Source organism: Streptomyces sp. C10-9-1, from assembly GCF_024497955.1.
In the GTDB taxonomy this organism is placed as follows: domain Bacteria; phylum Actinomycetota; class Actinomycetes; order Streptomycetales; family Streptomycetaceae; genus Streptomyces; species Streptomyces sanyensis.
The window spans coordinates 221,752-245,176 of record NZ_JANHKP010000009.1 but is presented as its reverse complement, the minus strand read 5'-3'; the positions used below and the strand labels follow the sequence as shown (position 1 = coordinate 245,176).

The following is a 23,425-nucleotide window of genomic DNA, read 5'->3' as shown; positions in this document are numbered from 1 at the left end:
CACGCATACAGACAACTCAAGACATGTCGTCGCATGCCGCCCGCGAGCACAACGCGGCGACTCCGGAAACGGAGCCGCCCACCGGGCCCGCGCCTCCGTGACCCGTTCAGGTGGAGGCCAGCGTCAGGGGCACGATCGCGCTCGCGAGGTCACCGATGCGGGCGTTGCTGGAAGGAAACCGTGTGAGCCGGATCTCGGTCCGGGGATTCGCAGTCGCCTCGGCGACCGCGGTCACCACCGTCGGCGCCGTCGTCGGCGTCGCGTCAGGCAGCACCGCGCCCTCGGACGACTTCGAGGCGACCGCGGCGGACGCGACGCTCCTGGCGGACATCCCCATGGGCCAGCAGGCCCAGGTGCAGGTCTCGTCCCTGACGCAGCAGGCCGACGCCCAGGCCGCCGCCGCCGACGCCACCGCGAAGAAGTCCGCCGAGGAGGCCGCCCGCCTCCAGGCCGCCAAGACCGCCAAGGCGAAGAAGGCCGCCGCCGACGAGGCAGCCGCCGCCGAGGAGAAGGCCGAGCGCGAGCGCAAGGAGGCCGAGGAGCGCGCCAGCCGCGACGAGGTCCGCTCCGCGACCAGCTTCGCCGCCCAGGCCTCCTACACGGTCGCCGAGGTCCAGGCCATGGCCCGCCAGATGGTCCCCGCCGACCAGTTCCAGTGCTTCAGCAACATCGTGAGCCACGAGTCCAGCTGGAACTACCGGGCGCAGAACCCCTCCTCGGGTGCCTACGGCCTGGTGCAGGCCCTGCCGGGCTCCAAGATGTCCTCGGCCGGCGCCGACTGGCAGACCAACCCGGCCACCCAGATCAAGTGGGGCCTCAGCTACATGGACGGCCGCTACGGCAGCCCGTGCGGCGCCTGGTCCTTCTGGCAGGCCAACAACTGGTACTAGGAGCCTCCCCGGGCAGGGGCCGCCGCGGGCGGACCCCTGCCTGACGGGGGACCAGGCCCTCCGGAGCCGTACCGCCGCTCAACCTTCCCGAGCCCCTCGCCGTCCTTCGGTGGGGGGCTCCGTGCGTGTACCGTCGGGGTCCGTCACTCCCCGGCGGGGGCACCACCCCGCCCTTCGGGGCGCGGGGGAGAGCGGTGGGGACAAGAGGGAGCAACATGTCGAAGGTTCCAGGGTGGCTCGGACGCGTGGGCGCGGGCCTCACCCGGGTGGGCGAGCGGCTGGACGAGCGCCGCCGGGAGGCCGTCGCCGAGGACGAGCTGCCCCCGGTGCCCGACGCCGCGATGGAGACCCGGGGGAGCGTGCCCGCCCCGCCGTCCTACGCGCCCGTGGTCGCGGCCCGCCCCGACCCCGTCGCCGCGATCCCCTGGGGCATCCGCGTCGCCGCGGAGGCAGGCTGGCGGCTGCTCGTCCTCGCGGGCACCCTCTGGGTGCTGATGCGGGTCATCAGCGCGGTCCAGCTCGTGGTGCTGGCCTTCGTCGCCGCCCTGCTCGTCACGGCGATGCTCCAGCCGACCGTGGCCCGGCTGCGCCGCACGGGGCTGCCGCGGGGCCTGGCCACCGCCGTCACCGCGATCCTCGGCTTCGTCATCATGGGCCTCGTCGGCTGGTTCGTGGTGTGGCAGGTCATGGAGAACCTGGACACGCTCTCGGCCCGCGTCCGCGACGGCATCGACGAGCTCAAGCGCTGGCTGCTGGACAGTCCCTTCCATGTAACCGAGAGCCAGATCAACGACATCGCCGAGAACCTGAGCGACACCATCGGCACCAACACCGAGGAGATCACCTCCGCGGGGCTGCAGGGCGTGACCGTGATGGTCGAGGTGCTCACCGGGATACTGCTGGCGATGTTCTCCACGCTCTTCCTGCTCTACGACGGCAGGCGCATCTGGGAGTGGACCCTCCGGCTGGTCCCCGAGCAGGCGCGCCACGGCGTGGCGGGGGCCGGGCCCCGGGCGTGGCGCACCCTGACCGCGTACGTCCGCGGCACCGTGCTGGTGGCGCTCATCGACGCCATCTTCATCGGCCTCGGGATCTGGTTCCTCGACGTGCCGATGGCCGTTCCCCTGGCCGTGTTCATCTTCCTGTTCGCCTTCATCCCGCTCGTCGGCGCGGTGATCTCCGGGGCACTCGCGGTGGTCGTGGCACTGGTGACCCAGGGCGTGTTCACGGCCCTGATGGTGCTGGTCGTGGTCCTGGCCGTGCAGCAGATCGAGGGCCATGTGCTCCAGCCGTTCATCCTCGGACGGGCCGTACGGGTGCATCCGCTGGCGGTGGTGCTGGCGGTGGCGGCGGGCGGGCTGACCGCGGGCATCGGCGGGGCGGTCGTGGCGGTGCCGCTCGTCGCGGTCACCAACACCGTCGCCGGCTATCTGCGCGCCTACAGCAAGGAGCAGGAGGCCAGGCTCGCCCCGCCGCCCCACGGCGCGACGGCCCTCGCCACCGCCCCCGTACTGCCGCCGAGCGCGGAGCGCCGCTCCGGCGGGGAGGAGCAGTCGTGATCTCCGAGCCCGAACTCGTGGGGGACGAGCCCTTCGAGCGCCCCGGCGACCGGCCGGGTGCCGTCGGCCCGGGACGTCCCCCGGAGCCGGACGCCGGGGACACGGTCACCGGGGGCGCCGGGGCGCCGGGCGGTCTCCGGCGGCGTCCGGCCTGGTGGTGGGCGTTCGGCGGTGCCCTGGCCGCCTCCGCGCTGTGGGCCGTGGGGCTCACCGCCTACCAGCGTCTGGCCCTCGACCCCGGCGCCTACCGGGCGGTGGAGGACCTGTGCGAGCGCACCGAGCTCGCGGGCATCCGCGAGGCCGTCGGCCCCTTCGAGGACCGCGGCCAGTCGGAGTCCTTCAGCCATGTGGCGCGCGACGAGGCCAGCTGCATCCGGTCCCTGCGCCCCGTCGGCTACGAGGTCCCCGTGGACGAGGAGGGGAACGAGCTCGGCTCGATGCCCACCCTGTACGTCTCCTACATCCTCCACAAGGGCCTCGACCCCGAGCCGGAGTTCGAGTCGACGGTCCGCGCCCGGCACGAGATGTGGGAACCGGGCACGGAGGTGCGCGAACTCGACGGTCCGGGCGAACGGGCCTTCGTGGTGGCGGGGGCCTCGGAGATCACCCTGGACGTGCTGGACGGCCAGGCGGAGGTCCGCCTCGTCCTCTCCGGCGACATCGACTACGGCACGGGCGAGCCGCTCCTGGACGTCTCCCGGCTGGAGGGCGACCTGGTCGATGACGTGCGCGCCCTGCTCGACCGGCTGAAGGCGGACGGCTGAACCGGCCGGGGAGCCGCCGGGAAGCACGCGGGGCCCCGCCGGATCGTCCGATCCGGCGGGGCCCGTCGTCGCGGGGCGGCGCGCCTACTCGGCGATGACCGCCTCGGCGTCCAGCGTGGTGGCCACGGCCTGGATCACCGCGGCGATCTTGAAGGCCTCCTGGACGGTCTCCCGGTCCACTCCGGCCTTGCGCAGCACCTGCTCGTGCGAGTCGAGGCACTGGCCGCAGCCGTTGACCGCCGAGACGGCGAGCGACCACAGCTCGAAGTCGACCTTCTCCACGCCCGGGTTGCCGATGACGTTCATCCGCAGGCCCGCGCGCAGGGTGCCGTACTCCGGGTCCGACAGCAGGTGCCGGGTCCGGTAGAAGACGTTGTTCATCGCCATGACCGCGGCGGCGGACTTGGCGGCGGTGTACGCCTCCGGCTTCAGGTTGGCCTTGGCCTCAGGCTCCAGCTCGCGCAGCACCCGCGGCGAGCGCGCGGCGATGGCGCACGCCAGCACGGTGCCCCACAGCTGCTGCTGCGGCAGCTCGCTGTTGCCGATGACGGATCCGAGGTTGAGGCGCAGGTCCTTCGCGTAGTCCGGTATGGCGGACTTCAGCTCGGCGAGGGCCATCGTCACTCACCGGCCAGGAGGGCGACCGGGTCCAGGGTGGTCTCGCCCTTGGTCCAGTTGCAGGGGCACAGCTCGTCGGTCTGGAGCGCGTCCAGGACCCGCAGGACCTCCTTGGGGTTACGGCCCACGGAGCCGGCCGTCACCATGGTGAACTGGATCTCGTTGTTCGGGTCGACGATGAAGACGGCGCGCTGCGCGAAGCCGTCCTCACCCTCGATGCCGAGGTCGCGCATCAGCTCGTGCCTGGAGTCCGCCATCATGGGGAAGGGCAGGTCGCGCAGGTCGTCGTGGTCCTTGCGCCAGGCGTGGTGGACGAACTCGGAGTCGCCGGAGAAGCCGAGGACCTGGGCGTCGCGGTCGGCGAACTCCTCGTTCAGCTTGCCGAAGGCGGCGATCTCGGTCGGGCAGACGAAGGTGAAGTCCTTCGGCCACGCGAAGACGACCTTCCACTTGCCCTCGTAGGACTTGTGGGTGATCGTCTCGAACTCCTTGCCGCTCTCCAGCGAGACGCAGGCGGTCAGCTCGAACGTGGGGAACTGGTCACCGACAGTGAGCACGCGCTCTCCTTGCATACAGGAAGGTCCCTTTTGGGGTCTTCCATGGGGGTTGGACAGGTCTTGATGGTGGCACAGGGTGCATTGATCGCGGAAATAGCTAGACTCGGTCATCGCGATCGGAGGTGGTTATCAGTGGTGGCGGCGAACCGGGGCAAACAGCCGAGTCTCGCGCAACTGCGGGCCTTCGCGGCGGTGGCCGAGTACCTCCACTTCCGCGATGCCGCGGCGGCGATCGGGATGAGCCAGCCCGCGCTCTCCGGTGCGGTCTCGGCCCTGGAGGAGGGGCTGGGTGTGCAGCTGCTGGAGCGCACCACCCGCAAGGTGCTGCTCTCCCCGGCCGGGGAGCGGCTGGCGGTGCGGGCCAAGGCGGTGCTCGACGCGGTCGGCGAGCTGATGGAGGAGGCGGAGGCCGTGCGGGCGCCGTTCACCGGCGTGCTGCGGCTCGGTGTGATCCCCACCGTCGCGCCGTACCTGCTGCCCACGGTGCTGCGCCTGGTGCGCAGGCGCTATCCCGAGCTGGACCTCCAGGTCCACGAGGAGCAGACCTCCTCGCTGCTCGACGGGCTCACCGCCGGCCGCCTGGACCTGCTGCTGCTCGCCGTCCCGCTCGGTGTGCCGGGGGTGGCGGAACTGCCTCTCTTCGACGAGGACTTCGTCCTGGTGACGCCGACCGGGCACCCGCTCGGCGGGCGCGAGGGCCTCCCCCGGGAGGTGCTGCGGGAACTCCCCCTGCTGCTCCTGGACGAAGGGCACTGCCTGCGCGACCAGGCCCTGGACGTCTGCAGGGAAGCCGGCCGGACCGAGGGGGCGCCCGTCACCACCACGGCAGCCGGGCTCGCCACCCTGGTCCAGCTGGTCGCCGGGGGCATGGGCGTGACCCTGCTGCCCCGCACGGCGGTGGCCGTCGAGGCGGGGCGCGGAGACCTGCGGACCGGGTGGTTCGCCGCACCGGCGCCGTCCCGCCGGATCGCCCTCGCGATGCGCACGGGGGCCGCTCGCGGGGGCGAGTTCGCCGAGTTCGCGCAGGCGCTCCGGGAGGCCCTGGGCTCCCTGCCCGTGCGGGTCGCGGACTGAGCGGGCCGTCCGCTGCGTCCGCACCCCCGCCTCAGGATCCCGTGCCGCCGTCCCCGGGGGCCGGTCTGCGCGGCGGCCGCCCGCGGCGGGCCTGCGGGGCGGCGTTCCCCGGCAGCCTCCCGGCCTCCGCCAGGGCCCGCCGCAGCAGGTACTCGATCTGGGCGTTGGCGCTGCGCAGTTCCTCGCCGGCCCAGCGGGCCAGGGCCTCGTGGACCGCGGGGTCGAGGCGGAGGAGGATCTGCTTGCGCCCTCCGGGCGGGGGCGGGGGAGGCGGTGTCACTGGTACAGGGTGCCCGTGTTGACGACCGGCTGCGCGGCGCGGTCGCCGCAGAGGACGACCAGCAGGTTGGAGACCATGGCCGCCTTGCGCTCGGGATCCAGCTCCACGATGTCCTGCTCGGTGAGCTTGTTGAGGGCCGCCTCCACCATGCCCACCGCGCCGTCGACGATCTGGCGCCGGGCGGCGACCACCGCACCCGCCTGCTGGCGCTGGAGCATGGCGGAGGCGATCTCGGGGGCGTAGGCGAGGTGCGTGAAGCGGGACTCGATGATGGCGACACCGGCCGCCTCCACCCGCGCCCGCAGTTCGACCGCCAGCTTCTCGGTGATCTCCTCGGCGTTGCCGCGCAGGGAGAGGCCGTCCTCCTCGTGGGCGTCGTAGGGGTACTCGATGGCGATGTGGCGCACGGCCGCCTCGGTCTGGGTGGAGACGAACTCCAGGAAGTCGTCGACCTCGAACACGGCCTGCGCGGTGTCGTCGACCTTCCACACCACCACGGCCGCCAGCTCGATCGGGTTGCCGTAGGCGTCGTTGACCTTCAGTACCGCGGTCTCGTGGTTGCGCACCCGGGTGGAGATCTTGGCGCGCGAGGTGAGCGGGTTGACCCAGCGCAGCCCGTCGGTGCGGATGGTGCCCCGGTAGCGGCCGAAGAGCTGGACCACACGGGCCTCGCCGGGGGCGACCATGTTGAGCCCGGCCATCGCGAGCAGGGCCAGCAGGCCGACCAGGAGGCCGGTGACGATCAGCGCCGCCTTGCCGCCCGCGGACTCCACGGGGACGGCGGAGAACACCAGCAGCGCGCCGACCGCGAGCCCCAGCAGCCCGAGCAGCAGGGCGAGTCCGCCCCCGATGCTGTGGGCGGGGAACTCCCGCACCCGCGGGGCGGGCATCCGGGGCCCGTTCCGGGGCGCGTCCGCCGGTCCCTCCGGCAGGCCGCCCGGGTGGACGGCCGCCCGTGCGGCCTCCTCCGCGGCGCCGTCCCTGTCCGTGCCGATCCCTGTCCCCGCCATGGCCTCTCCCCGTCCTGTCGTCGTGTGCGCGGCGCGTTCCGGCACCCTCGCAACCTCTAGCAAAGTGATATCACATAATCTCGGATGGCAACCCTTCGGCCCCGTGGTGAGTCGGTTCCCTCGGGAGAGGTGCTGATTGTCACGTCATGAAAAGAGCGGATCGCGGCGCCTTTGTCGCACTCGCCGGTGTTACCTTTCTGAGCTGATTCCGGGCCGCCCGACACCGGTGGGGGGCGGCCGCCGACCACGGATGCGACGACGAGAGAGCGGGGCTGCGAAGCGATGGGCCGAGCGGACGGGCAACAGGCCCCGGGGCAGCGCGATGCGCGCCGGACGGGGGCATCCGGGATACGCCGGCTCTTCACCTGGCGGAAGCTGGTGGGGACGTTCTTCGCCCTGTGCCTGCTGGGGATGGGCGCGTTCCTCGTCGTCTACCTGATGGTCCCGGTCCCGGCCGCCAACGCCGAGGCCGAGATGCAGTCCAACATCTACAAGTACAGCGACGGCACGGTGCTGGCCCGCACGGGCGAGGTCAACCGCGAGATCGTCGGCCTGGAGGAGATCCCCCGCGACGTGCAGTACACCTTCGTCGCCGCGGAGAACAAGAGCTTCTTCGAGGACTCCGGCGTGGACGTCAAGGGCACGCTCCGCGGGGTCAAGAACACGCTCACAGGCCAGGGCAAGCAGGGCGGGTCGACGATCACCCAGCAGTACGTCAAGAACTACTACCTGGACCAGGACCAGACGGTCACCCGCAAGCTCAAGGAGCTGGTGATCTCGCTCAAGGTCGACCAGCAGAAGACCAAGTCGGAGATCCTCGCCGGCTACATCAACACCAGCTACTACGGGCGCAACGCCTACGGCATCCAGGCGGCCGCCCAGGCCTACTACCGGGTGGACGCCGACCGGCTGGACGTCGCCCAGGGCGCCTACCTCGCCGCGCTGCTCCAGGCGCCCAGCCAGTACGACTGGACCGCCGCCTCCGACAAGGGCAAGAAGATGGTCGAGGCGCGCTGGGAGTACGTCCTCGACAACATGGTCGAGGAGGGCTGGCTGGACGCGGGCAAGCGCGCCGGGCTGACCTTCCCGGTGCCCGAGGACCCGCGGCCCGCACCCGGCATGGAGGGGCAGACCGGCTACCTGGTCGACGCCGCCAAGAAGGAACTGGCGCGGGAGGGCCTCGGCGAGGAGGACCTCGACGCCGGCGGCTGGACGATCACGCTCAACATCGACTCCAAGCGCCAGAAGGCCCTGGAGGAGGCGGTCGAGGAGCAGTTGGAGTCCAGGCTCGACCGCGAGGGGAGCGAGGTCGACGCCACCGTGCAGGCGGGCGCCACCTCCGTCGACCCGAAGACCGGCAAGGTCGTCGCCCTCTACGGCGGCGTGGACGCCACGCAGCACTGGCTCTCCAACGCCACCCGCCGCGACTACCAGCCGGCCTCCACCTTCAAGCCCGTGGTCTTCGCCTCCGCCCTGGAGAACGGCTCCGAGACCCAGGGCGGCCGGCCCATCGGCCTGAACACGGTCTACGACGGCACCAGCCGCCGCCCCGTGGTCGGCAGCGACGTCCCCTTCGCCCCGCAGAACGACCTCGGGCGCAGCCACGGGCCGGTGAGCGTCCAGACCTCGCTCGAACGGTCGATCAACTCCTCCTTCGCGCAGATGGCCGTCGACGTCGGCCTGGACCGGGTGAAGAAGACGGCCCTCGACCTCGGTATGCAGGATCTCAACTTCCCCGAGGTCCCGGCCATCTCGCTGGGCACCATGTACGCCTCCACCTGGGACATGGCCGGCGTCTACGCGACCCTGGACAACCACGGGAAGAAGGTCACCCCCTCCATCGTGGCCAGGGCCGAGCACAACGACCGCACCATCGAGATGCCCGAGGCGGTCGGCCGCCAGGTGATCAGCCGCGAGACCGCCGACACCGTCACCGCCGGCCTCACCGGCGTGGTCCGGTCCGGCTCCGGCGTCGCGGCCGCGTCCCCGGCGTACCAGGCGGCCGGGAAGACCGGCACCTCCGAGAAGAACCGCTCGGCCTGGTTCGCCGGCTACACCCCCGAACTGACCACCGTGGTGGCCCTGTTCGGCGAGTCCACCGCGGACGGCGGCGGGCAGAAGAGCCTCACCGGCACCGCGGACTCCGGGCGGGCCAACGGCGGCGGCTTCCCGGCCCGGATCTGGGCCGCCTACACCCTGGACGCCCTCGGCGGCGGCTCCGACGCCCGTTTCGACCTCGACGTGGCGGAACCCGCACGCCCCCAGCCCGACCCGGGGCCCTCGCAGACGGAGTCCGAGGAGCCGGAGCCCACCCCGACGCCGTCGGACACCCCGACGGAGGAGCCCACCCCGACGCCCTCCGACACCCCCACGGAGGAGCCCGCCCCCACGCCCTCCGACACCCCGACGCTGATCCCCGACCCGACCCCCACGGGCGAGACGACGTTCACCCCGCCGGTGGAGCCGGAGGAGGGCGGCGAGCGCCCCCGGAGCGACGGCGGCGGCTGAGGCCCGCCCCCTCCCGGCGACCGCGACGGCGGCGCCCCGCAGCCTGCGGGGCGCCGCCGTCGCCGTGCCCGGGGCCCTCAGCCGCCGCCGACCTTCGCGGCGACGGTGTCGCCGAGGTCCTTGTCCACCTGGCGCCAGTACTGCAGCGCGCGCTCCAGCACGGGCCGGGTGACCCCGTCGAGCAGATGGCCGCTGATGTTGGAGGCCAGCCGCTCCCGCGCCGCGTCGTCCAGCACCTCGCGGACCATCGTGCCCGCCTGGCCGAAGTCGTCGTCCTCGCGGTGCCTCGCGGTGGCCTCGCGGACCATCTCACCCGCCGTCGCCCAGCCGGCCGGGTCGCCGAAGCGCCCCACGTCGGCCGCGGGACCGCCGTAGGAGTTCGGTGCGTACGGCCGCGACGCCCTGGAGGGCTCGTAGCGCATCGGGCCGTCCTTGGCGTACGAGTTGACCGCCGAACGGGGCCGGTTCGGCGGCAGCTGGGCGTAGTTCGGGCCGATCCGGTAGCGGTGCGTGTCCGGGTACGAGAAGAGCCGCCCGAGCAGCATCTTGTCCGGTGAGGGCCCGATGCCCGGCACCATGTTCGACGGCTCGAAGGCCGCCTGCTCGATGTGGACGAAGTAGTCCTCCGGGTTCCGGTCCAGCACCATCCGGCCGACGTCGATCAGGGGGTAGTCGCCGTGCGGCCACACCTTCGTCAGGTCGAAGGGGTTGAAGCGGTAGTCGGCCGCGTCCTCGAAGGGCATGATCTGCACCTTCAGCGTCCAGGAGGGCGCGTCGCCCGAGGCGATCGACTCGTACAGGTCGCGGCGGTGCCGGTCGGCGTCCTGGCCCGCGAGTCCGTCCGCCTCGGCCTGGGTCAGGAAGTCGATGCCCTGGTCGGTCTTGAAGTGGTACTTCACCCAGAAGCGCTCGCCGGCGCCGTTGACCCACATGTAGGTGTGCGAGCCGTAGCCGTTCATGTGCCGGTAGGTCCTCGGGATGCCCCGGTCGCCCATCAGCCAGGTGACCTGGTGGGCCGACTCCGGCGAGAGCGTCCAGAAGTCCCACTGCATGTCGTTGCTGCGCAGCCCCGTGGCGGGGTGGCGCTTCTGCGACCGGATGAAGTCCTGGAACTTGATCGTGTCGCGGACGAAGAAGATCGGGGTGTTGTTGCCGACCAGGTCGTAGTTGCCCTGCCCGGTGTAGAACTTCAGCGCGAACCCGCGGGGGTCGCGCCAGGTGTCGGGGGAGCCCTGCTCCCCGGCGACCGTCGAGAACCGGGCCAGCATCTCGGTGCGCCTGCCGGGTTGGAAGAGGTCCGCCTTGGTGAACTGGGATACGTCGTTGGTCACTTCGAAGAAGCCGTAGGCGCCGGAGCCCTTGGCGTGGACCACCCGCTCGGGGACCCGTTCGCGGTTGAACTGGGCCATCTTCTCGATCAGGTAGTGGTCCTGGAGCAGGATCGGGCCGTCCGGCCCCACGGTCAGCGAGTGCTCGTCGCTCTCCACCGGGATGCCGGCGTTGTTCGTGGTGTACGGGGCCCTGGGGGTCGACTCGGACACGAGCGTCCTCCCGTCGGTCTGGGGTCTAGGTGGTCGCTTCGGCCGTGTGCCCCAGTCAACGCCTACGACACCCCTCTGGCAACATATAGACGCAATCCGGACTTCTTCCCGGTACGGAAGCGGTCCCGGTCCGGTCCCGGACGGTGTTCCGGTGGGTGTCGCCCCGAGGCGTCAGCAGCGGGTGGGCAGCTCGAACCAGACCACCTTGCCGGTCGACAGCCGCGTCGCACCCCACCGCCGGGCCATCCGGTTGACCAGGAACAGGCCGCGGCCGCCCTCGTCGGTGTCCCGGGCCCGGCGCTGCCGCGGAAGCTGGGGGGAGTCGTCCCCCACCTCGCAGCGGAGCACATCGGTGCGCAGCAGGCGCAGCATCACCGGTCGCTCCGCATAGCGCACGGCATTGGTGACCACCTCGCTGACCAGCAGCTCCACCGAGTCGGACAGCTCGGTCAGGCCCCAGCGCTCCAGTGCCCGGCGGGCCAGCCGCCGGGCGCGGCCCGGTGCCGCGTCCTCCGGCTCCAGGAACCAGTAGGCGACATCGCTCGGGGCGATGCCGTCGAAGCGGGCCGCCAGCAGCGCGATGTCGTCGTCGCGGTCCCCGGGCCCGAGCATGTCGAGGACGTCGTCGCAGAGGGCCTCCAGCGGGGGCGAGTGGTCCGGCCCGGTCAGCTGGGCGGTCGCGGCCAGCCGCTCCCGCAGCTGCTCGATGCCCGTCCACACGTCCCGCAGCCGGGACTCCACCAGCCCGTCCGTGTAGAGCAGGAGCGTCGCACCCGCCGGGGCGTCCAGCTCCACCGCCTCGAAGTCCACGCCGCCGACCCCGATCGGGGCGCCCGGCGGCAGGCGCAGCACCTCGGCCCGTCCGCCCAGGTGCAGCAGCACCGGCGGCGGGTGCCCCGCGTTGGCGATGGTGATCCGGTGGGAGACCGGGTCGTAGACGGCGTACAGGCAGGTGGCCATGCGGTCCGTGCCGAGGCGCTGCGCCTGCTCGTCGAGGTGGTGCAGCACCTCCTGGGGCGGCAGGTCCAGCCCGGCCAGGGTCTGCGCCGTCGTCCGCAGCTGGCCCATGATCGCGGCCGAGGTCATGGAATGCCCCATCACGTCGCCGACGACCAGCGCCACCCTGCTGCCGGGCAGCGGGATCGCGTCGTACCAGTCGCCGCCGACCCGGGCGGTCTCGGCGGCCGGCAGGTAGCGGGAGGCCAGGCGCACCCCGGTGGGCTGCGGGAGGGAGTCCGGGAGCATGGTGCGCTGGAGCTCGTCGGCGATGTACGCCTCCCGCCCGTAGAGCACCGCCTTGTCGATGCCCAGGGCGGTGTGGGTGGCGAGCTGGGCCGCGACCAGCAGGTCGTTCGGCTCGAAGGCGGGCCGGTCCGGGCGCCGCAGGAACACCGCGGCGCCGATGACCCGGCGCCGGCCGCGGAGCGGGGCGAGGATGGCGCGGTGGCCGCCGGGCACGCCGCGGCCCTCGCCGAGCAGCTCCGGCAGGGCGGCCCGGGCGGCCGCGGAGTCGCCGAACACCGGCCGCACGCCCCGCAGCACCTCCGACAGCGCGCCGCCGGAGCGGACCTCGCACAGCTCGGCGGCGGGCGCCGGGTCCAGGAGGCGGTCGGCGGCCGGCAGCAGGCCGCCGGCGGCCTCGCCCTCCTCGCCGGTCGAGCGCAGCCGGTCGGTGCGGCGCAGGCGGAGCACGAACGGCGAGACGGGCCGCTCGTCGCCCACGGGCAGCGGGTCGCGGAGGTAGACGAGGATCGCGTCCGAGAAGGTGGGCACCGTCGCGCGGCACAGGCCCAGGACGATCTCGTCCAGGTCCAGGCCGCGGGCGATCCGCCGGGTCGCGGCGCCGACGAAGCGGAGCCGGTCCCCCTCGCGGCGCGCGGTGCCCGCGAGGTCGGCCGACGCGGCCTCGGCGGCGGGCGGCGGCGAGGGCACGGCCGGGGCGGGCGGCAGCGGCTGCGCCGGCGGCCCGGCGGCCGGGGCCCGCCGCGGGGGCGGGTCGGCGGGCGGGGGCGCGGCGCCCTCGGCCCGCGGCCGGGTGCGTTCCTGGGGCCGGGCAGCGAGCGGCTGCCGGCCGTCATGGGAGGTGGGATGCTCCGTCACGCCTGGGATTCCGTCCGTCCGGGCCGGTGGTGCGCTGCGGTCGCGACGGGGTGCGCCCCCTGGGGCGCGGCACCCGCTCCGGGTCCGGCCGGCACGGGACGGCGCGCATCCGGCACGGCTCGCCCCCCTCTGTGCGACGCATACTGACTTCGGTGACTGGTGCTGACGTGCAGTGTTCCTCCGAACACTCCCTCGGAACCCGTGTGACGCCCGTGCCGCGCGTGCCGGCCGCACTGCGGAGGACGATCCTACGTTTGCCCCGAGGGGGCGCATCAAGAGTCTCACGAGGTCGTACACCCGGGAGCGCGTTTCCGGACCGGAATCGGACAGACAAGGAGCGGGCCGAGCGGCCACGGAGCGGAAAGAAGGGGCGCGGTGACGGTGAAACGCAAATTTTCGGCCAGGTTCGGTCCGCGTCAACCCGGGAGCGCTCCGCTCAGGAGGCCAGGGTGCGCCCGGGGGAGCGGTCCCAGTCCGCGGGCAGCTCCGGCAGCGGCCAGCAGGGGTCCGGCCGCCAGTCCTGCCAACCGGAGGAGAACGGGGCGTCCCAGGCGGTGATCGCCGCCACCGCGGCCCGCCCCGCCGCACGCACCCGCTCCGCCGTCGCCGCGTCCATCAGCCCCACCCGCTGGGCCTGTTCGAACTCGTCCTCGTCCCTCCAGAGCCAACTGCGGTCCGGGTAGACGGAGATGTCGAGGTAGTGGTCCTCGGAGTCCACGCCGCCCGACCAGCGGCCGTGCGGCTCCTCCAGGTTCACGTACCAGCTCCTGAACCGCCATCCCGGGTCCCAGAAGAGCCAGACCGACCAGGGGTCCCCCGGACGGGCGAGCTTGAGTACGCCCGTCCCGGACCAGCGGCCGGTGGTGAGGGTGCGCGGCGCCGTGTAGCGGGTGGCGAGCGGCTCCAGGTGCACCGGTGTGCCGTCCGCGAGGACCGGCTTGACGCAGCGCGTGCCCGGAGCCATCCAGACCGCGAGCAGCTCCTCGGTGTCCCGGACGACCGTGACCGGCCGGCAGATGTGCACGGCCCGCCCGCCGGGGTGCGGGGCGCGGCCGAGGTAGCGCCACAGGATGTGGTCCCCCGGCGCCCAGCGTGCGATGTCTTCCGTCCCTGGCATGAGCAGATCCTAAGGTCTGGCCCGGACGCGGCGCCGTCCGCCGGGGGGCGGGTCGGGCCGCCGAGGACGCGCCCCGGTGCCCCGCGGGGCGGGGCCGCCCGCGGCGGTGCCCCTCACGGGTGGGTCATGCGGAGCACGTCCAGGGCCTCGTCCAGCTGCTCCGCGGTCAGCAGCCCGCGCTCCACGTAGCCTCCCTCCAGGACGACCTCGCGGATCGTCCTGCGCTCGGCGAGCGACCTCTTGGCGACCTTCGCCGCCTCCTCGTAGCCGAGGTACCGGTTGAGCGGGGTCACCACGGACGGCGAGGACTCGGCGTACTCGCGCGCCCGGCCCGCGTTGGCCGTGATGCCGTCCACGGTCCGGTCCGCCAGCAGGCGGGAGGCGTTGGAGAGGAGCCGGATCGACTCCAGCAGGTTCCTGGCGATCACCGGCAGCATCACGTTGAGCTCGAAGTTGCCCGCGGCCCCGGCCACCGCGACGGTGGTGTCGTTGCCCGTGACCTGGGCGGCGACCATCAGCACGGCCTCCGGAACCACCGGGTTGACCTTCCCCGGCATGATCGAGGAGCCGGGCTGGAGGTCGGGCAGGTTGATCTCGGCGAGCCCCGTGCGCGGCCCGGAGGCCATCCAGCGCAGGTCGTTGCAGACCTTCGTCAGCGACACGGCGACGGTGCGCAGCTGCCCGGAGGTCTCCACCAGGGCGTCCCGCGCCCCCTGGGCCTCGAAGTGGTCCCGGGCCTCGGTCAGCGGCAGCCCGGTCGCCCGGGCGACCTCGGCGATCACCGCGGCCGCGAAGCCGGGCGGGGTGTTGATGCCGGTGCCCACCGCCGTACCGCCGAGCGGGAGTTCGGCGAGGCGGGGCAGGGCGGAGCGCAGCCGCTCGACGCCGTAGCGGACCTGGGCCGCGTAGCCGCCGAACTCCTGGCCGAGGGTGACGGGAGTGGCGTCCATCAGGTGGGTGCGACCGGACTTCACCACGGCGGCGAACTCCGCCGCCTTGCGCTCCAGGGAGCCCGCCAGGTGCTCCAGTGCCGGGACGAGGTCGCCGGTCACGGCGGCCGCCGCGGCGATGTGGATGGAGGAGGGGAAGACGTCGTTGGAGGACTGCGAGGCGTTCACCTGGTCGTTGGGGTGGACGTCCCGGCCCAGGCGCTCGCTCGCGAGCGTCGCCAGCACCTCGTTGGCGTTCATGTTCGACGACGTGCCCGAGCCGGTCTGGAAGACGTCGACGGGGAAGTGGTCGTCCCAGCGGCCCTCCGCGACCTCGGCCGCGGCCCCGGCGATCGCCTCCGCGACGTCCTCCTCCAGCACGCCCAGCCGCGCGTTGACCAGGGCGGCCGCGCCCTTGATCCGGGCCAGGGCCTCGATGTGGGCCCGCTCCAGCCGCTGCCCGGAGACGGGGAAGTTCTCGACCGCCCGCTGGGTCTGGGCCCGCCACCGGGCGCCGGCGGGCACCCGGACCTCGCCCATCGAGTCGCGCTCCGTCCGGAACCCGGCGGCCTCCCCGGCCCGGGGGCCGTCCACGTCCTGGGCCCGGGAGCCGTCCGCCTCGCTGCCGCTCATCGCACTGTCCTTTCTCCACCTGCCGCCGAAAAGGTGAGCAGTTGTCTTGTTCTGTGTATTCCCAACTGCCTTACCCGCCAGTAAATACCCCGGGTAACCACAACCCGGGGAGGCGCAATGACGCGTTCAGGCCCAAGACTTCGCATGCTCCTCAGAGCGGTGGCGGCGACCGCCGTCCTCGCCACCGCGGCCGGCGGCACGAGCGCCGCCGCAGCTCCCGCTCCCGCCCCTGCCCCCGCCCCGTCGGGGGCAGGGGCCGTCCCCCTTCCGCCCGAACTGGAGGCCGTCCGGGCGGCCGAGGCCACCGCGCTCTACGGCAGCCCGGACCAGCTCCCGCTCGCGGAGCGCAAGACCGGCCTGGTCTCGCTCGGTGACAGCGAGATCTCCGGCGAGGGGGTCGGCCGCTACGAGCCCGGTACCGACGGCCCCGACAACTGGTGCCACCGCTCGCCCGAGGCCGCCATCCACCGCACCGGCATTGAGGCCGACGTCACCTACAACGTCTCCTGCTCGGGCGCCTACACCGGCAACATCCGCATCGGCGGCAGCCCCCAGTACGCCGACGAACTCGTGCAGAGCGACGCCCTCGCGATCAAGGCCCGCAACACCCGCGTCAAGATGGTCCTCCTGGTCGCCGGGGCCAACGACGACCTCCGCTTCGGACCGGTCATGACCGACTGCGTCACCCGCTACATCCTCCTCCAGGGGCCCTGCGCCCCGACGTACGCGCCCGGCTGGCAGGCCCGCGTCGACGCCCTCGTGCCCAAGGTCACGCAGACCGTGCGGGACCTGCGCACGGTGATGCGCGAGGCCGGCTACGCGGACGGCGACTACCGCCTCGTCGTCATGGGCTACCCCAGCCCCATCGGCCCCGACTTCCGCGACAACCCCGACTTCCCCGGCAAGCTGATCTGCGGCGGGATGGGCTACGACTCCGACACCGTGTGGGGCCGCAACACCGCCGTGCCCGCCTTCCAGCGCGGCATGCGCGAGGTCGCCCGGGCCACCGGCGCCGTCTACCTGGACAACTCCCGGCTCTTCCACGGCCACGAGGTCTGCCACCAGGACGCCTGGGCCCGCGGTCTGTACATCGACCTGTCCCACTTCCCGCCGGACTCCAACTCCGTCCGCCAGTCCTTCCACCCCAACGCCCGCGGCCACGCCGCGTTCGCCTCGTGCCTCACCCAGCTGTACGCGTCGGGCCTGCGCGAGGCCGGCTGTGCCGACGTCGCCTCGTCGGGCCGTCCGGAGCTCTTCCCGTTCGCGTGGGACGACGCCTACCGGCCGCTGAAGGCCGCCTCCGGCCCGTGCCTGGACGTGGAGGGCGCGGTGAGCCGCAACGGCACCCGCGTGCTCGGCTGGGACTGCCACGGCGGCCGCAACCAGGGCTGGTGGTACGACCCCGACCGCGGGTCGCTGCACACCGAGCTCAGCCAGGACCGCTGCCTGGACGTCCCGGGCGGCGACGCGCGGGCGGGGACGGCCCTGATCGTGTGGAACTGCCACGGCGGCGCCAACCAGCGCTTCGCCCGCGTCGGCGACACGCTGCGCCCCTCCTCCGCGCAGTCCCTGTGCGCCACCGCCGGTGCGGCGGGCGAGGCACTCCGCCTGCGGGCCTGCGACGGCTCCGCCGGGCAGCGCTTCGCCTGAGCCGGGCGCCGGGAGCCCCGGCCGGTGCTCCGGGACCGGGCGCCCGGCAGCGGGCCGGGGCGCCGCCCTGGGCCCTGCACGGCCTCCCGGCACACGCCCGGGCCGGCCGGTCCCCTTGAAGGGGGCCGGCCGGCCCGGACGGCCGGAACGGAGGATCAGGCCAGGCCGGGCCCGCGCACCGGGATGGAGGTGAAGGTGGGCGCCGGAGCGGGCTCGGTGAAGAAGTCGTTGCCCTTGTCGTCGACCACGACGAAGGCGGGGAAGTCCTCGACCTCGATCTTCCAGACCGCCTCCATGCCGAGCTCCTCGTACTCCAGGACCTCGACCTTCTTGATGCAGTCCTGCGCCAGGCGGGCCGCGGGGCCGCCGATCGAGCCCAGGTAGAAGCCGCCGTGCGCGCCGCAGGCGTCCGTGACCTGCCTGCTGCGGTTCCCCTTGGCGAGCATGATCTTCGAGCCGCCCGCCGCCTGGAACTGCTCCACGTAGGAGTCCATGCGCCCGGCGGTGGTCGGGCCGAAGGAGCCCGAGGCGTAGCCCTCGGGCGTCTTGGCCGGACCCGCGTAGTAGACCGGGTGGTCCTTGAGGTACTGCGGCATCTCCTCGCCCGCGTCCAGCCGCTCCTTGATCTTGGCGTGCGCGATGTCGCGCGCCACCACGAGCGGGCCGGTGAGCGACAGCCGGGTCTTGACCGGGTACTTGGTCAGCTCGGCGAGCATCTCGTCCATCGGCCGGTTGAGGTCGATCCGCACCACGTCGGCGTCCTCGGCGAGCTGCTCGTCCGTGGTGTCCGGCAGGAAGCGCGCCGGGTCCGTCTCCAGCTGCTCCAGGAAGACGCCCTCCGCGGTGATCTTGGCGACGGCCTGGCGGTCGGCGGAGCAGGAGACGGCGATGGCCACGGGGAGGGAGGCCCCGTGGCGCGGCAGGCGCACCACGCGGACGTCGTGGCAGAAGTACTTGCCGCCGAACTGGGCGCCGATGCCGATCTTCTGGGTGAGTTCGAAGACCTTCTGCTCCAGCTCCTCGTCGCGGAAGCCGTGGCCGAGCTCCGAGCCCTCGCCGGGCAGTTCGTCCAGGTAGTGCGCCGAGGCGTACTTCGCGGTCTTCAGCGCGAACTCGGCGGACGTGCCGCCGACGACGATCGCCAGGTGGTACGGCGGGCAGGCCGCGGTGCCGAGCGAGCGGATCTTCTCCTCCAGGAACCGCATCATGCTCGCCTCGTTGAGGACGGCCTTGGTCTCCTGGTAGAGGAAGGACTTGTTGGCGCTGCCGCCGCCCTTGGCCATGAAGAGGAACTTGTACGCGCCGCCGTCGGTGGCGTAGAGCTCGATCTGCGCGGGCAGGTTGGAGCCGGTGTTCCTCTCCTCCCACATGGTCAGGGGGGCCATCTGCGAGTAGCGCAGGTTCAGCCTGGTGTAGGCGTCGTGGATGCCCCGCGAGAGGGCCTCCTCGTCGCCCCCCGCGGTGAGGACGTTCTGGCCCCGCTTGCCCATGACGATCGCGGTGCCGGTGTCCTGGCACATCGGCAGCACGCCCGCGGCGGCGATGTTGGCGTTCTTCAGCAGGTCCAGCGCGACGAACTTGTCGTTGGAGGACGCCTCGGGGTCGTCGACGATGCGCCGCAGCTGCGCGAGGTGCGCGGGGCGGAGGTAGTGCTGGATGTCGTGGATCGCCTCGGCCGCGAGGGTGCGCAGGGCCTCCGGCTCCACCTTCAGGAAGGTGCGCCCGTCGGCCTCGAAGGTGGAGACGCCCTCCGAGGTCACTAGCCGGTAGGGCGTGGTGTCCTCGCCGAGCGGGAGCAGATCCGTATACGCGAACTCCGGCATTTCGCCCATTCCTCACTTCACAGACAGCGGCGTGCCTCCGTTGGCAGCGCTCTCCAGGGTAGGGCGCGCCCGCCGCGCGGGGCTTGTGAGGTAAGGCTCACTTGGTGCCGCGGGGGTGCCCTGCGCGCGTCCGGGTGCATCCCCCGGTGTACTGGTCGCGATCTATCGCGTTTCGCTACGCTGAGGCCGTGGACCTCGAGAAGCACCCCCAGCAGCAGGCGGGCACCGCCCGGACCGAGGGCGCGGCGCCGGCCCTGCGCGCCTCCGACGCCGACCGGGACCGGACCGCGGACGTCCTCGGGGCGGCCCTGGCCGAGGGCAGGCTGGACGCGGAGGAGCACGCGGAGCGGATCGACGCCGTCTACCGCGCCAAGACCATGGGCGAACTGGAGCCGCTGGTAAGGGACCTGCCCGTGTCGGGGGCACGCGACGCGGCCGCGACCGGGGGCGAGGAGGCGGACGGTGCCCCGGCGGAGAACGTCGTCGCCGTCTTCTCCGCCTCCGTCCGCAAGGGCCGCTGGCGGGTCGGTCGCCGCACCAACGCCTTCTCGCTCTTCGGCAGCGTCGAGATCGACCTGACCGAGGCGCTCTTCCGCCAGCGGCTGACCACGGTCAACGCGACCTCGATCTTCGGCAGCGTCGAGATCCGGGTTCCCGAGAACATCACGCTGCGCGGCAGCGGCACGGGAGTGTTCGGCAACTTCGAGGTGGTCACCCTGGAGGCGGCGGACCCGGAGGCTCCGGTCGTGGTCGTCAACGGGTACACGGTTTTCGGCAATGTCGAGGCCAAGCCCAGGCGCGGGCGCCGGGTCGCCGACCTCCACGCCCGCCTGCGTAAACGCCGCGACTGACGAGGGCGTGCGACCGCAGCGTTCGCGCTGCCGCGGCGCCGGGGCGCCCCAGGGCGCCGCCGCCGCGCGGGCCACTCAGTGCATAGGCGTACGCACAGCGGGTAGGGACTGCTGCATCGTCTCTCGCTCGCGAATCCGTCGTCAGGAGTAGACCGTGCTGCAACTGCCGCCTCATTCACTGCCGGTGGCCCCGCAGGTCGCCGCCGTTCCGCGTCAGCGCGTCCCGGCCCGGGACGACGAGGCCGGTCCCTGGCATGCGGAGGCGGTGTGCCGCCGCGACGAAGCCGGGCTGTTCTTCGCGCCCTCCAAGGAGCCGACCGCCGCCAGGCTCGCCCGCGAGGAGGCGGCCAAGCGGGTCTGCGCCCGCTGCCCGGTGATGATCGAGTGCCGGGAGCACGCCCTGCTCCAGCCCGAGCCCTACGGCGTCTGGGGCGGGCTCACCGCCGCCGAGCGCCGGGTGGTCCTCGCGCGCCGCCGCCGGCGCGATGTCGAGCTGAAGAACCCGGCCTCGGCGGCCTGAACCGCTCCCGGGCCTCCCGGTCCCGGCCGGTTCGGCGCTGCCGCGTACGAGGGGGAGACGCGCACCCCGGCCGCACGACCCGGCGCGGGAGGCGCCCTCCGTACGAGGGCGCCTCCCGCCGTTCGGCCCGCCGCCGGGCCGGGCCCGCTACTGCGCGCGGTCGAAGTCGATCGCGCTGTACGCCCGGAGCTTCGACAGCCGGTGGGTCGAGTCGATCTGGCGGATCGTGCCGGACTTCGACCGCATCACCAGGGACTGCGTGGTCGCCGTCTCGGCCCGGTAGCGGACCCCGCGCAGCAGTTCGCCGTCGGTGATCCCGGTGGCCACGAAGAACACGTTGTCGCCGCTGACCAGGTCGTTGGTGGACAGCACCCGGTCGAGGTCGTGGCCGGCGTCGACGGCCCGCTGCCGCTCCTCGTCGTCCTTGGGCCACAGCTTGCCCTGGATCACCCCGCCGAGGCACTTGATGGCGCAGGCCGAGATGATGCCCTCGGGGGTGCCGCCGATGCCGAGCAGCAGGTCGACGCCGGTGCCCTCCTTGACGGCCATGATCGACCCGGCCACGTCCCCGTCGGAGATGAACTTGATCCGGGCGCCGGTCTCCCGGATCTCCTTGACGATCCCCTCGTGGCGGGGGCGGTCCAGGATGACGACGGTGACGTCCTCGGGGGTCGACTTCTTGGCCTTGGCGACCCGGCGGATGTTGACCGAGACCGGGGCGTTGATGTCGACGTAGTCGGCCGCCTCGGGGCCGGTGGCCAGCTTGTCCATGTAGAACACGGCCGAGGGGTCGAACATGGTGCCGCGGTCGGCGGCCGCGAGCACCGCGATGGCGTTCGGCATGCCCTTGGCGGTCAGCGTGGTGCCGTCGATCGGGTCCACGGCGATGTCGCACTCGGCGCCGGTGCCGTCGCCGATGCGCTCGCCGTTGTACAGCATCGGCGCCTCGTCCTTCTCGCCTTCGCCGATGACGACCACGCCGTTCATCGAGACGGTGGACACGAGGGTGCGCATGGCCTTCACGGCCGCGCCGTCGGCGCCGTTCTTCTCGCCGCGGCCGACCCAGCGGCCGGCGGCCATGGCGGCGGCCTCGGTGACCCGGACCAGCTCCAGGGCGAGGTTGCGGTCCGGGGCCTCGGGGGAGACCTCGAGCGGGGGCGGCAGATGATGCTCGGTCATCGGGAGCGCACCTTTCTGTACGACGCGACGGCCGTATTGGGAGGGTCCTGCGACTCTATCGGTACATCGACAAATTGAGCAGAGGGGGCCACGTTTGAGCACGGATGCCGGATGCGACCATGGGGGGCGTGGCAGGTATGCGAGGCAGACAGACGATCCGCGGGATGTTCCAGTCCATGGCGGTGATCGGCATCGTCGTGGCGGGCATCTACACGCTGGTCCCGCACGACGAGAACGCGGACCCGGTGCGGGAGCAGGACTACCGTGTGGAGCTGCTGACGGCCCGGCGCGCGGCGCCGTACCCGGTGGCGGCCCCCGTCGGCCTGGGTGAGGGCTGGCGCGCCACGAGCGTGACCTTCGACGGCGCCGACGGCCACGCCTGGCACCTCGGCTTCCTCGACCCGGACCGCCAGTACGTCGCCGTGGAGCAGTCCACCGCCCGGCCGGACGAGAAGTACGTGCGCGAGGTCACCCGGGAGGCCGAGCCGACCGAGCGGACCGAGCAGGTCGACGGGGAGACCTGGCGGTACTGGGAGGGCCCGAAGTACGACGCCCTGGTGCTCGCCTCCGACGAGGTGACGACGGTCGTCATGGGCACGGCCACGACCGGGCGCCTGGTCGAGATGGCCGAGGCCCTGGTGGCGGAGCGGGGTCCGTCCCCCTCCCCGGCCTCCGCGTCGCCCGCGGCGGGCTAGCCGCCCCCGGCCACCGGGGCCGGCCCGGCTGTGCGGTCGGGCCGCGGGGCGGTGCCCGCCGGCCCGTGCGGGGCGTCCCGCGGACACGCGAAGGCCGCCGCGGCCGGGGAAACCGGGCGCGGCGGCCTTCGGCTGCCGTGGGAGGGGCTCAGACGCTGGTGACGACCTTGTCGTAGTCCAGTCGCGGGGAGCGCGGGAACCAGGCGTCCGGTCCGGGCCTGCCGATGTTGACGACCATCAGCGGGGTGTGGTCGCCGTCCAGGAACTCCTTCCGGATGCCGGCGGCGTCGTAGCCGGTCATCGGACCGGCCGCGAGCCCCGCGGCGCGCACGCCGACGATGAAGTACGCGGCCTGGAGCGCGGCGTTGACCGTCGCCGTCGCCTCGCGCACCGGGCGCTCGCTGAAGAAGACGTCCTTGGCCTGCGGGAAGTGCGGGAAGAGCGTCGGCAGCTCGGTGTGGAACTCGTTGTCCGCGGCCAGGACGGCGACCAGCGGCGCGGCCGCGGTCTTCGCCCGGTTGCCCTCGGCCAGGTGCGGCAGCAGGCGGGCGCGGGCCTCGTCGCTGCGGATGAGCACGATGCGCAGGGGCGTCTGGTTGAAGGCGGTGGGGCCGTACTTGACCAGGTCGTAGATGGCCTGGACCTGCTCGTCGGTCACCGGCTCGTCGGTGAAGCTGTTCGCGGTGCGGGCCTCGCGGAACAGCAGGTCCTGTGCGGCGGGGTCGAGGACGAGGGGCATGGGGGGCCTTTCATGGGTCAACCAAGTACCTCTTCACCGTACCTCGAATAGATTAACCTTCAACTAAAATGAGTGGTGACTCCACTCACATGCCGCCCCGTCCGCGGCGCGGCCCTACGAGGACGCCTCCCCCTCCTGCGCCGCCTCCTCCGCCAGCGCGGCGTCCAGGCGGGCCCGGGCCCCCTCCAGCCAGTGCCGGCAGACCTTCGCCAGCTCCTCGCCGCGCTCCCACAGCGCCAGCGACTCCTCCAGCGTGGTCCCGCCCGCCTCCAGCCGGCGCACCACCTCGATCAGCTCGTCCCGTGCCTGCTCGTAGCCGATCGCGGCCTCTTCCGTCCTGCCGCCCATGCTCGCTCCGTCCTCCTGTCACCTTCCGGCGCCGCCCGCG

At 72.9% G+C, this 23,425-nt stretch carries 21 protein-coding genes; 9 read left to right on the top strand and 12 right to left on the bottom strand.

Annotated features, from left to right (window positions below):
* Nucleotides 1-182 precede the first annotated feature (182 nt).
* The 3 genes from NPS70_RS15270 to NPS70_RS15260 all read left to right on the top strand — a co-directional run bounded on the left by NPS70_RS15270 (nucleotide 183) and on the right by NPS70_RS15260 (nucleotide 3,213).
* Nucleotides 183-890, top strand: a complete 708-nt coding sequence (locus NPS70_RS15270) for a transglycosylase SLT domain-containing protein (protein ID WP_256524778.1) — start codon at nucleotides 183-185, stop codon at nucleotides 888-890.
* A 215-nt stretch (nucleotides 891-1,105) separates the two neighbouring features.
* Nucleotides 1,106-2,449, top strand: coding sequence for an AI-2E family transporter (locus NPS70_RS15265; RefSeq protein WP_256524777.1), 1,344 nt, complete (start codon nucleotides 1,106-1,108; stop codon nucleotides 2,447-2,449).
* Nucleotides 2,446-3,213 carry a hypothetical protein gene (locus NPS70_RS15260; protein WP_256524776.1) on the top strand — a complete coding sequence of 256 codons (768 nt, stop codon included), beginning with the start codon at nucleotides 2,446-2,448 and terminating at the stop codon, nucleotides 3,211-3,213. Before NPS70_RS15265 ends, NPS70_RS15260 begins: the two co-directional genes overlap by 4 nt.
* Nucleotides 3,214-3,297: 84 nt before the next feature.
* On the opposite strand, the gene NPS70_RS15255 is transcribed toward NPS70_RS15260, so the two are convergent.
* Both NPS70_RS15255 and NPS70_RS15250 read right to left on the bottom strand, forming a co-directional pair.
* Nucleotides 3,298-3,831, bottom strand: coding sequence for an alkyl hydroperoxide reductase (locus NPS70_RS15255; RefSeq protein WP_256524775.1), 534 nt, complete (start codon nucleotides 3,829-3,831; stop codon nucleotides 3,298-3,300).
* A gap of 2 nt (nucleotides 3,832-3,833) precedes the next feature.
* Nucleotides 3,834-4,388 (bottom strand): peroxiredoxin, encoded by a 555-nt coding sequence (locus NPS70_RS15250; RefSeq protein ID WP_256524774.1) that lies wholly within the window; start codon nucleotides 4,386-4,388, stop codon nucleotides 3,834-3,836.
* A gap of 132 nt (nucleotides 4,389-4,520) precedes the next feature.
* On the opposite strand from NPS70_RS15250, the gene NPS70_RS15245 reads away from it, so the two are divergent.
* Nucleotides 4,521-5,462, top strand: coding sequence for a hydrogen peroxide-inducible genes activator (locus NPS70_RS15245; protein ID WP_256524773.1), 942 nt, complete (start codon nucleotides 4,521-4,523; stop codon nucleotides 5,460-5,462).
* Nucleotides 5,463-5,493: 31 nt separating this feature from the next.
* Here NPS70_RS15245 and NPS70_RS15240 read toward each other — a convergent pair whose 3' ends face one another.
* Together NPS70_RS15240 and NPS70_RS15235 are read right to left on the bottom strand one after the other, a co-directional pair.
* The gene (locus NPS70_RS15240) at nucleotides 5,494-5,742 is read right to left on the bottom strand and encodes a hypothetical protein (RefSeq protein ID WP_256524772.1); all 249 of its coding nucleotides are present in this window, start codon (nucleotides 5,740-5,742) and stop codon (nucleotides 5,494-5,496) included.
* A complete protein-coding gene (locus NPS70_RS15235; protein ID WP_256524840.1) occupies nucleotides 5,739-6,632 on the bottom strand; it encodes an SPFH domain-containing protein in 894 nt (297 codons plus the stop codon). The genes NPS70_RS15240 and NPS70_RS15235 overlap by 4 nt, the downstream gene beginning before the upstream one ends.
* A gap of 402 nt (nucleotides 6,633-7,034) precedes the next feature.
* Here NPS70_RS15235 and NPS70_RS15230 point away from each other — a divergent pair, with 402 nt between their 5' ends.
* Nucleotides 7,035-9,260, top strand: a complete 2,226-nt coding sequence (locus tag NPS70_RS15230; RefSeq protein ID WP_256524771.1) for a transglycosylase domain-containing protein — start codon at nucleotides 7,035-7,037, stop codon at nucleotides 9,258-9,260.
* 77 nt (nucleotides 9,261-9,337) lie between these two features.
* Here NPS70_RS15230 and NPS70_RS15225 read toward each other — a convergent pair whose 3' ends face one another.
* The 4 genes from NPS70_RS15225 to NPS70_RS15210 form a co-directional block, all read right to left on the bottom strand.
* Nucleotides 9,338-10,801 (bottom strand): catalase, encoded by a 1,464-nt coding sequence (locus NPS70_RS15225; RefSeq protein WP_256524770.1) that lies wholly within the window; start codon nucleotides 10,799-10,801, stop codon nucleotides 9,338-9,340.
* Nucleotides 10,802-10,972: 171 nt separating this feature from the next.
* Nucleotides 10,973-12,901 (bottom strand): SpoIIE family protein phosphatase, encoded by a 1,929-nt coding sequence (locus tag NPS70_RS15220; protein ID WP_256524769.1) that lies wholly within the window; start codon nucleotides 12,899-12,901, stop codon nucleotides 10,973-10,975.
* A 436-nt stretch (nucleotides 12,902-13,337) separates the two neighbouring features.
* A complete protein-coding gene (locus NPS70_RS15215) occupies nucleotides 13,338-14,018 on the bottom strand; it encodes a DUF402 domain-containing protein (RefSeq protein ID WP_256524768.1) in 681 nt (226 codons plus the stop codon).
* Nucleotides 14,019-14,131: 113 nt separating this feature from the next.
* Complete coding sequence (locus tag NPS70_RS15210; RefSeq protein ID WP_305885891.1) at nucleotides 14,132-15,580, bottom strand: aspartate ammonia-lyase; 1,449 nt, start codon at nucleotides 15,578-15,580, stop codon at nucleotides 14,132-14,134.
* A 117-nt stretch (nucleotides 15,581-15,697) separates the two neighbouring features.
* On the opposite strand from NPS70_RS15210, the gene NPS70_RS15205 reads away from it, so the two are divergent.
* Nucleotides 15,698-17,230, top strand: coding sequence for a ricin-type beta-trefoil lectin domain protein (locus NPS70_RS15205; protein ID WP_256524767.1), 1,533 nt, complete (start codon nucleotides 15,698-15,700; stop codon nucleotides 17,228-17,230).
* 155 nt (nucleotides 17,231-17,385) lie between these two features.
* Here the strand turns inward: NPS70_RS15205 and NPS70_RS15200 are convergent, their stop codons facing one another.
* Entirely contained in the window at nucleotides 17,386-19,053 is a 1,668-nt protein-coding gene (locus NPS70_RS15200; protein ID WP_256524766.1) for a fumarate hydratase, read from the bottom strand.
* Between the two features lie 188 nt (nucleotides 19,054-19,241).
* On the opposite strand from NPS70_RS15200, the gene NPS70_RS15195 reads away from it, so the two are divergent.
* Entirely contained in the window at nucleotides 19,242-19,904 is a 663-nt protein-coding gene (locus tag NPS70_RS15195) for a DUF1707 domain-containing protein (protein ID WP_256524765.1), read from the top strand.
* Nucleotides 19,905-20,061: 157 nt separating this feature from the next.
* Complete coding sequence (locus NPS70_RS15190; protein ID WP_305885929.1) at nucleotides 20,062-20,424, top strand: WhiB family transcriptional regulator; 363 nt, start codon at nucleotides 20,062-20,064, stop codon at nucleotides 20,422-20,424.
* Between the two features lie 147 nt (nucleotides 20,425-20,571).
* Here the strand turns inward: NPS70_RS15190 and glpX are convergent, their stop codons facing one another.
* Entirely contained in the window at nucleotides 20,572-21,603 is a 1,032-nt protein-coding gene (gene glpX, locus NPS70_RS15185) for a class II fructose-bisphosphatase (RefSeq protein WP_256524763.1), read from the bottom strand.
* Between the two features lie 137 nt (nucleotides 21,604-21,740).
* On the opposite strand from glpX, the gene NPS70_RS15180 reads away from it, so the two are divergent.
* Entirely contained in the window at nucleotides 21,741-22,298 is a 558-nt protein-coding gene (locus tag NPS70_RS15180) for a DUF4245 domain-containing protein (RefSeq protein WP_256524838.1), read from the top strand.
* Between the two features lie 148 nt (nucleotides 22,299-22,446).
* On the opposite strand, the gene NPS70_RS15175 is transcribed toward NPS70_RS15180, so the two are convergent.
* Together NPS70_RS15175 and NPS70_RS15170 are read right to left on the bottom strand one after the other, a co-directional pair.
* Entirely contained in the window at nucleotides 22,447-23,037 is a 591-nt protein-coding gene (locus NPS70_RS15175; RefSeq protein WP_256524762.1) for a malonic semialdehyde reductase, read from the bottom strand.
* A gap of 114 nt (nucleotides 23,038-23,151) precedes the next feature.
* Nucleotides 23,152-23,385 (bottom strand): exodeoxyribonuclease VII small subunit, encoded by a 234-nt coding sequence (locus NPS70_RS15170; RefSeq protein ID WP_256524761.1) that lies wholly within the window; start codon nucleotides 23,383-23,385, stop codon nucleotides 23,152-23,154.
* Nucleotides 23,386-23,425 lie beyond the last annotated feature (40 nt).

Coding starts and splice junctions, on each gene's coding strand:
- NPS70_RS15265 (WP_256524777.1), top strand. CDS start 1,106: ATGTCGAAGGTTCCAGGGTGGCTCGGACGCGTGGGCGCGGGCCTCACC.
- NPS70_RS15255 (WP_256524775.1), bottom strand. CDS start 3,831: ATGGCCCTCGCCGAGCTGAAGTCCGCCATACCGGACTACGCGAAGGAC.
- NPS70_RS15235 (WP_256524840.1), bottom strand. CDS start 6,632: ATGCCCGCCCCGCGGGTGCGGGAGTTCCCCGCCCACAGCATCGGGGGC.
- NPS70_RS15230 (WP_256524771.1), top strand. CDS start 7,035: ATGGGCCGAGCGGACGGGCAACAGGCCCCGGGGCAGCGCGATGCGCGC.
- NPS70_RS15215 (WP_256524768.1), bottom strand. CDS start 14,018: ATGCCAGGGACGGAAGACATCGCACGCTGGGCGCCGGGGGACCACATC.
- NPS70_RS15210 (WP_305885891.1), bottom strand. CDS start 15,580: ATGAGCGGCAGCGAGGCGGACGGCTCCCGGGCCCAGGACGTGGACGGC.
- NPS70_RS15205 (WP_256524767.1), top strand. CDS start 15,698: ATGACGCGTTCAGGCCCAAGACTTCGCATGCTCCTCAGAGCGGTGGCG.
- NPS70_RS15200 (WP_256524766.1), bottom strand. CDS start 19,053: ATGCCGGAGTTCGCGTATACGGATCTGCTCCCGCTCGGCGAGGACACC.
- glpX (WP_256524763.1), bottom strand. CDS start 21,603: ATGACCGAGCATCATCTGCCGCCCCCGCTCGAGGTCTCCCCCGAGGCC.
- NPS70_RS15180 (WP_256524838.1), top strand. CDS start 21,741: ATGCGAGGCAGACAGACGATCCGCGGGATGTTCCAGTCCATGGCGGTG.
- NPS70_RS15175 (WP_256524762.1), bottom strand. CDS start 23,037: ATGCCCCTCGTCCTCGACCCCGCCGCACAGGACCTGCTGTTCCGCGAG.
- NPS70_RS15170 (WP_256524761.1), bottom strand. CDS start 23,385: ATGGGCGGCAGGACGGAAGAGGCCGCGATCGGCTACGAGCAGGCACGG.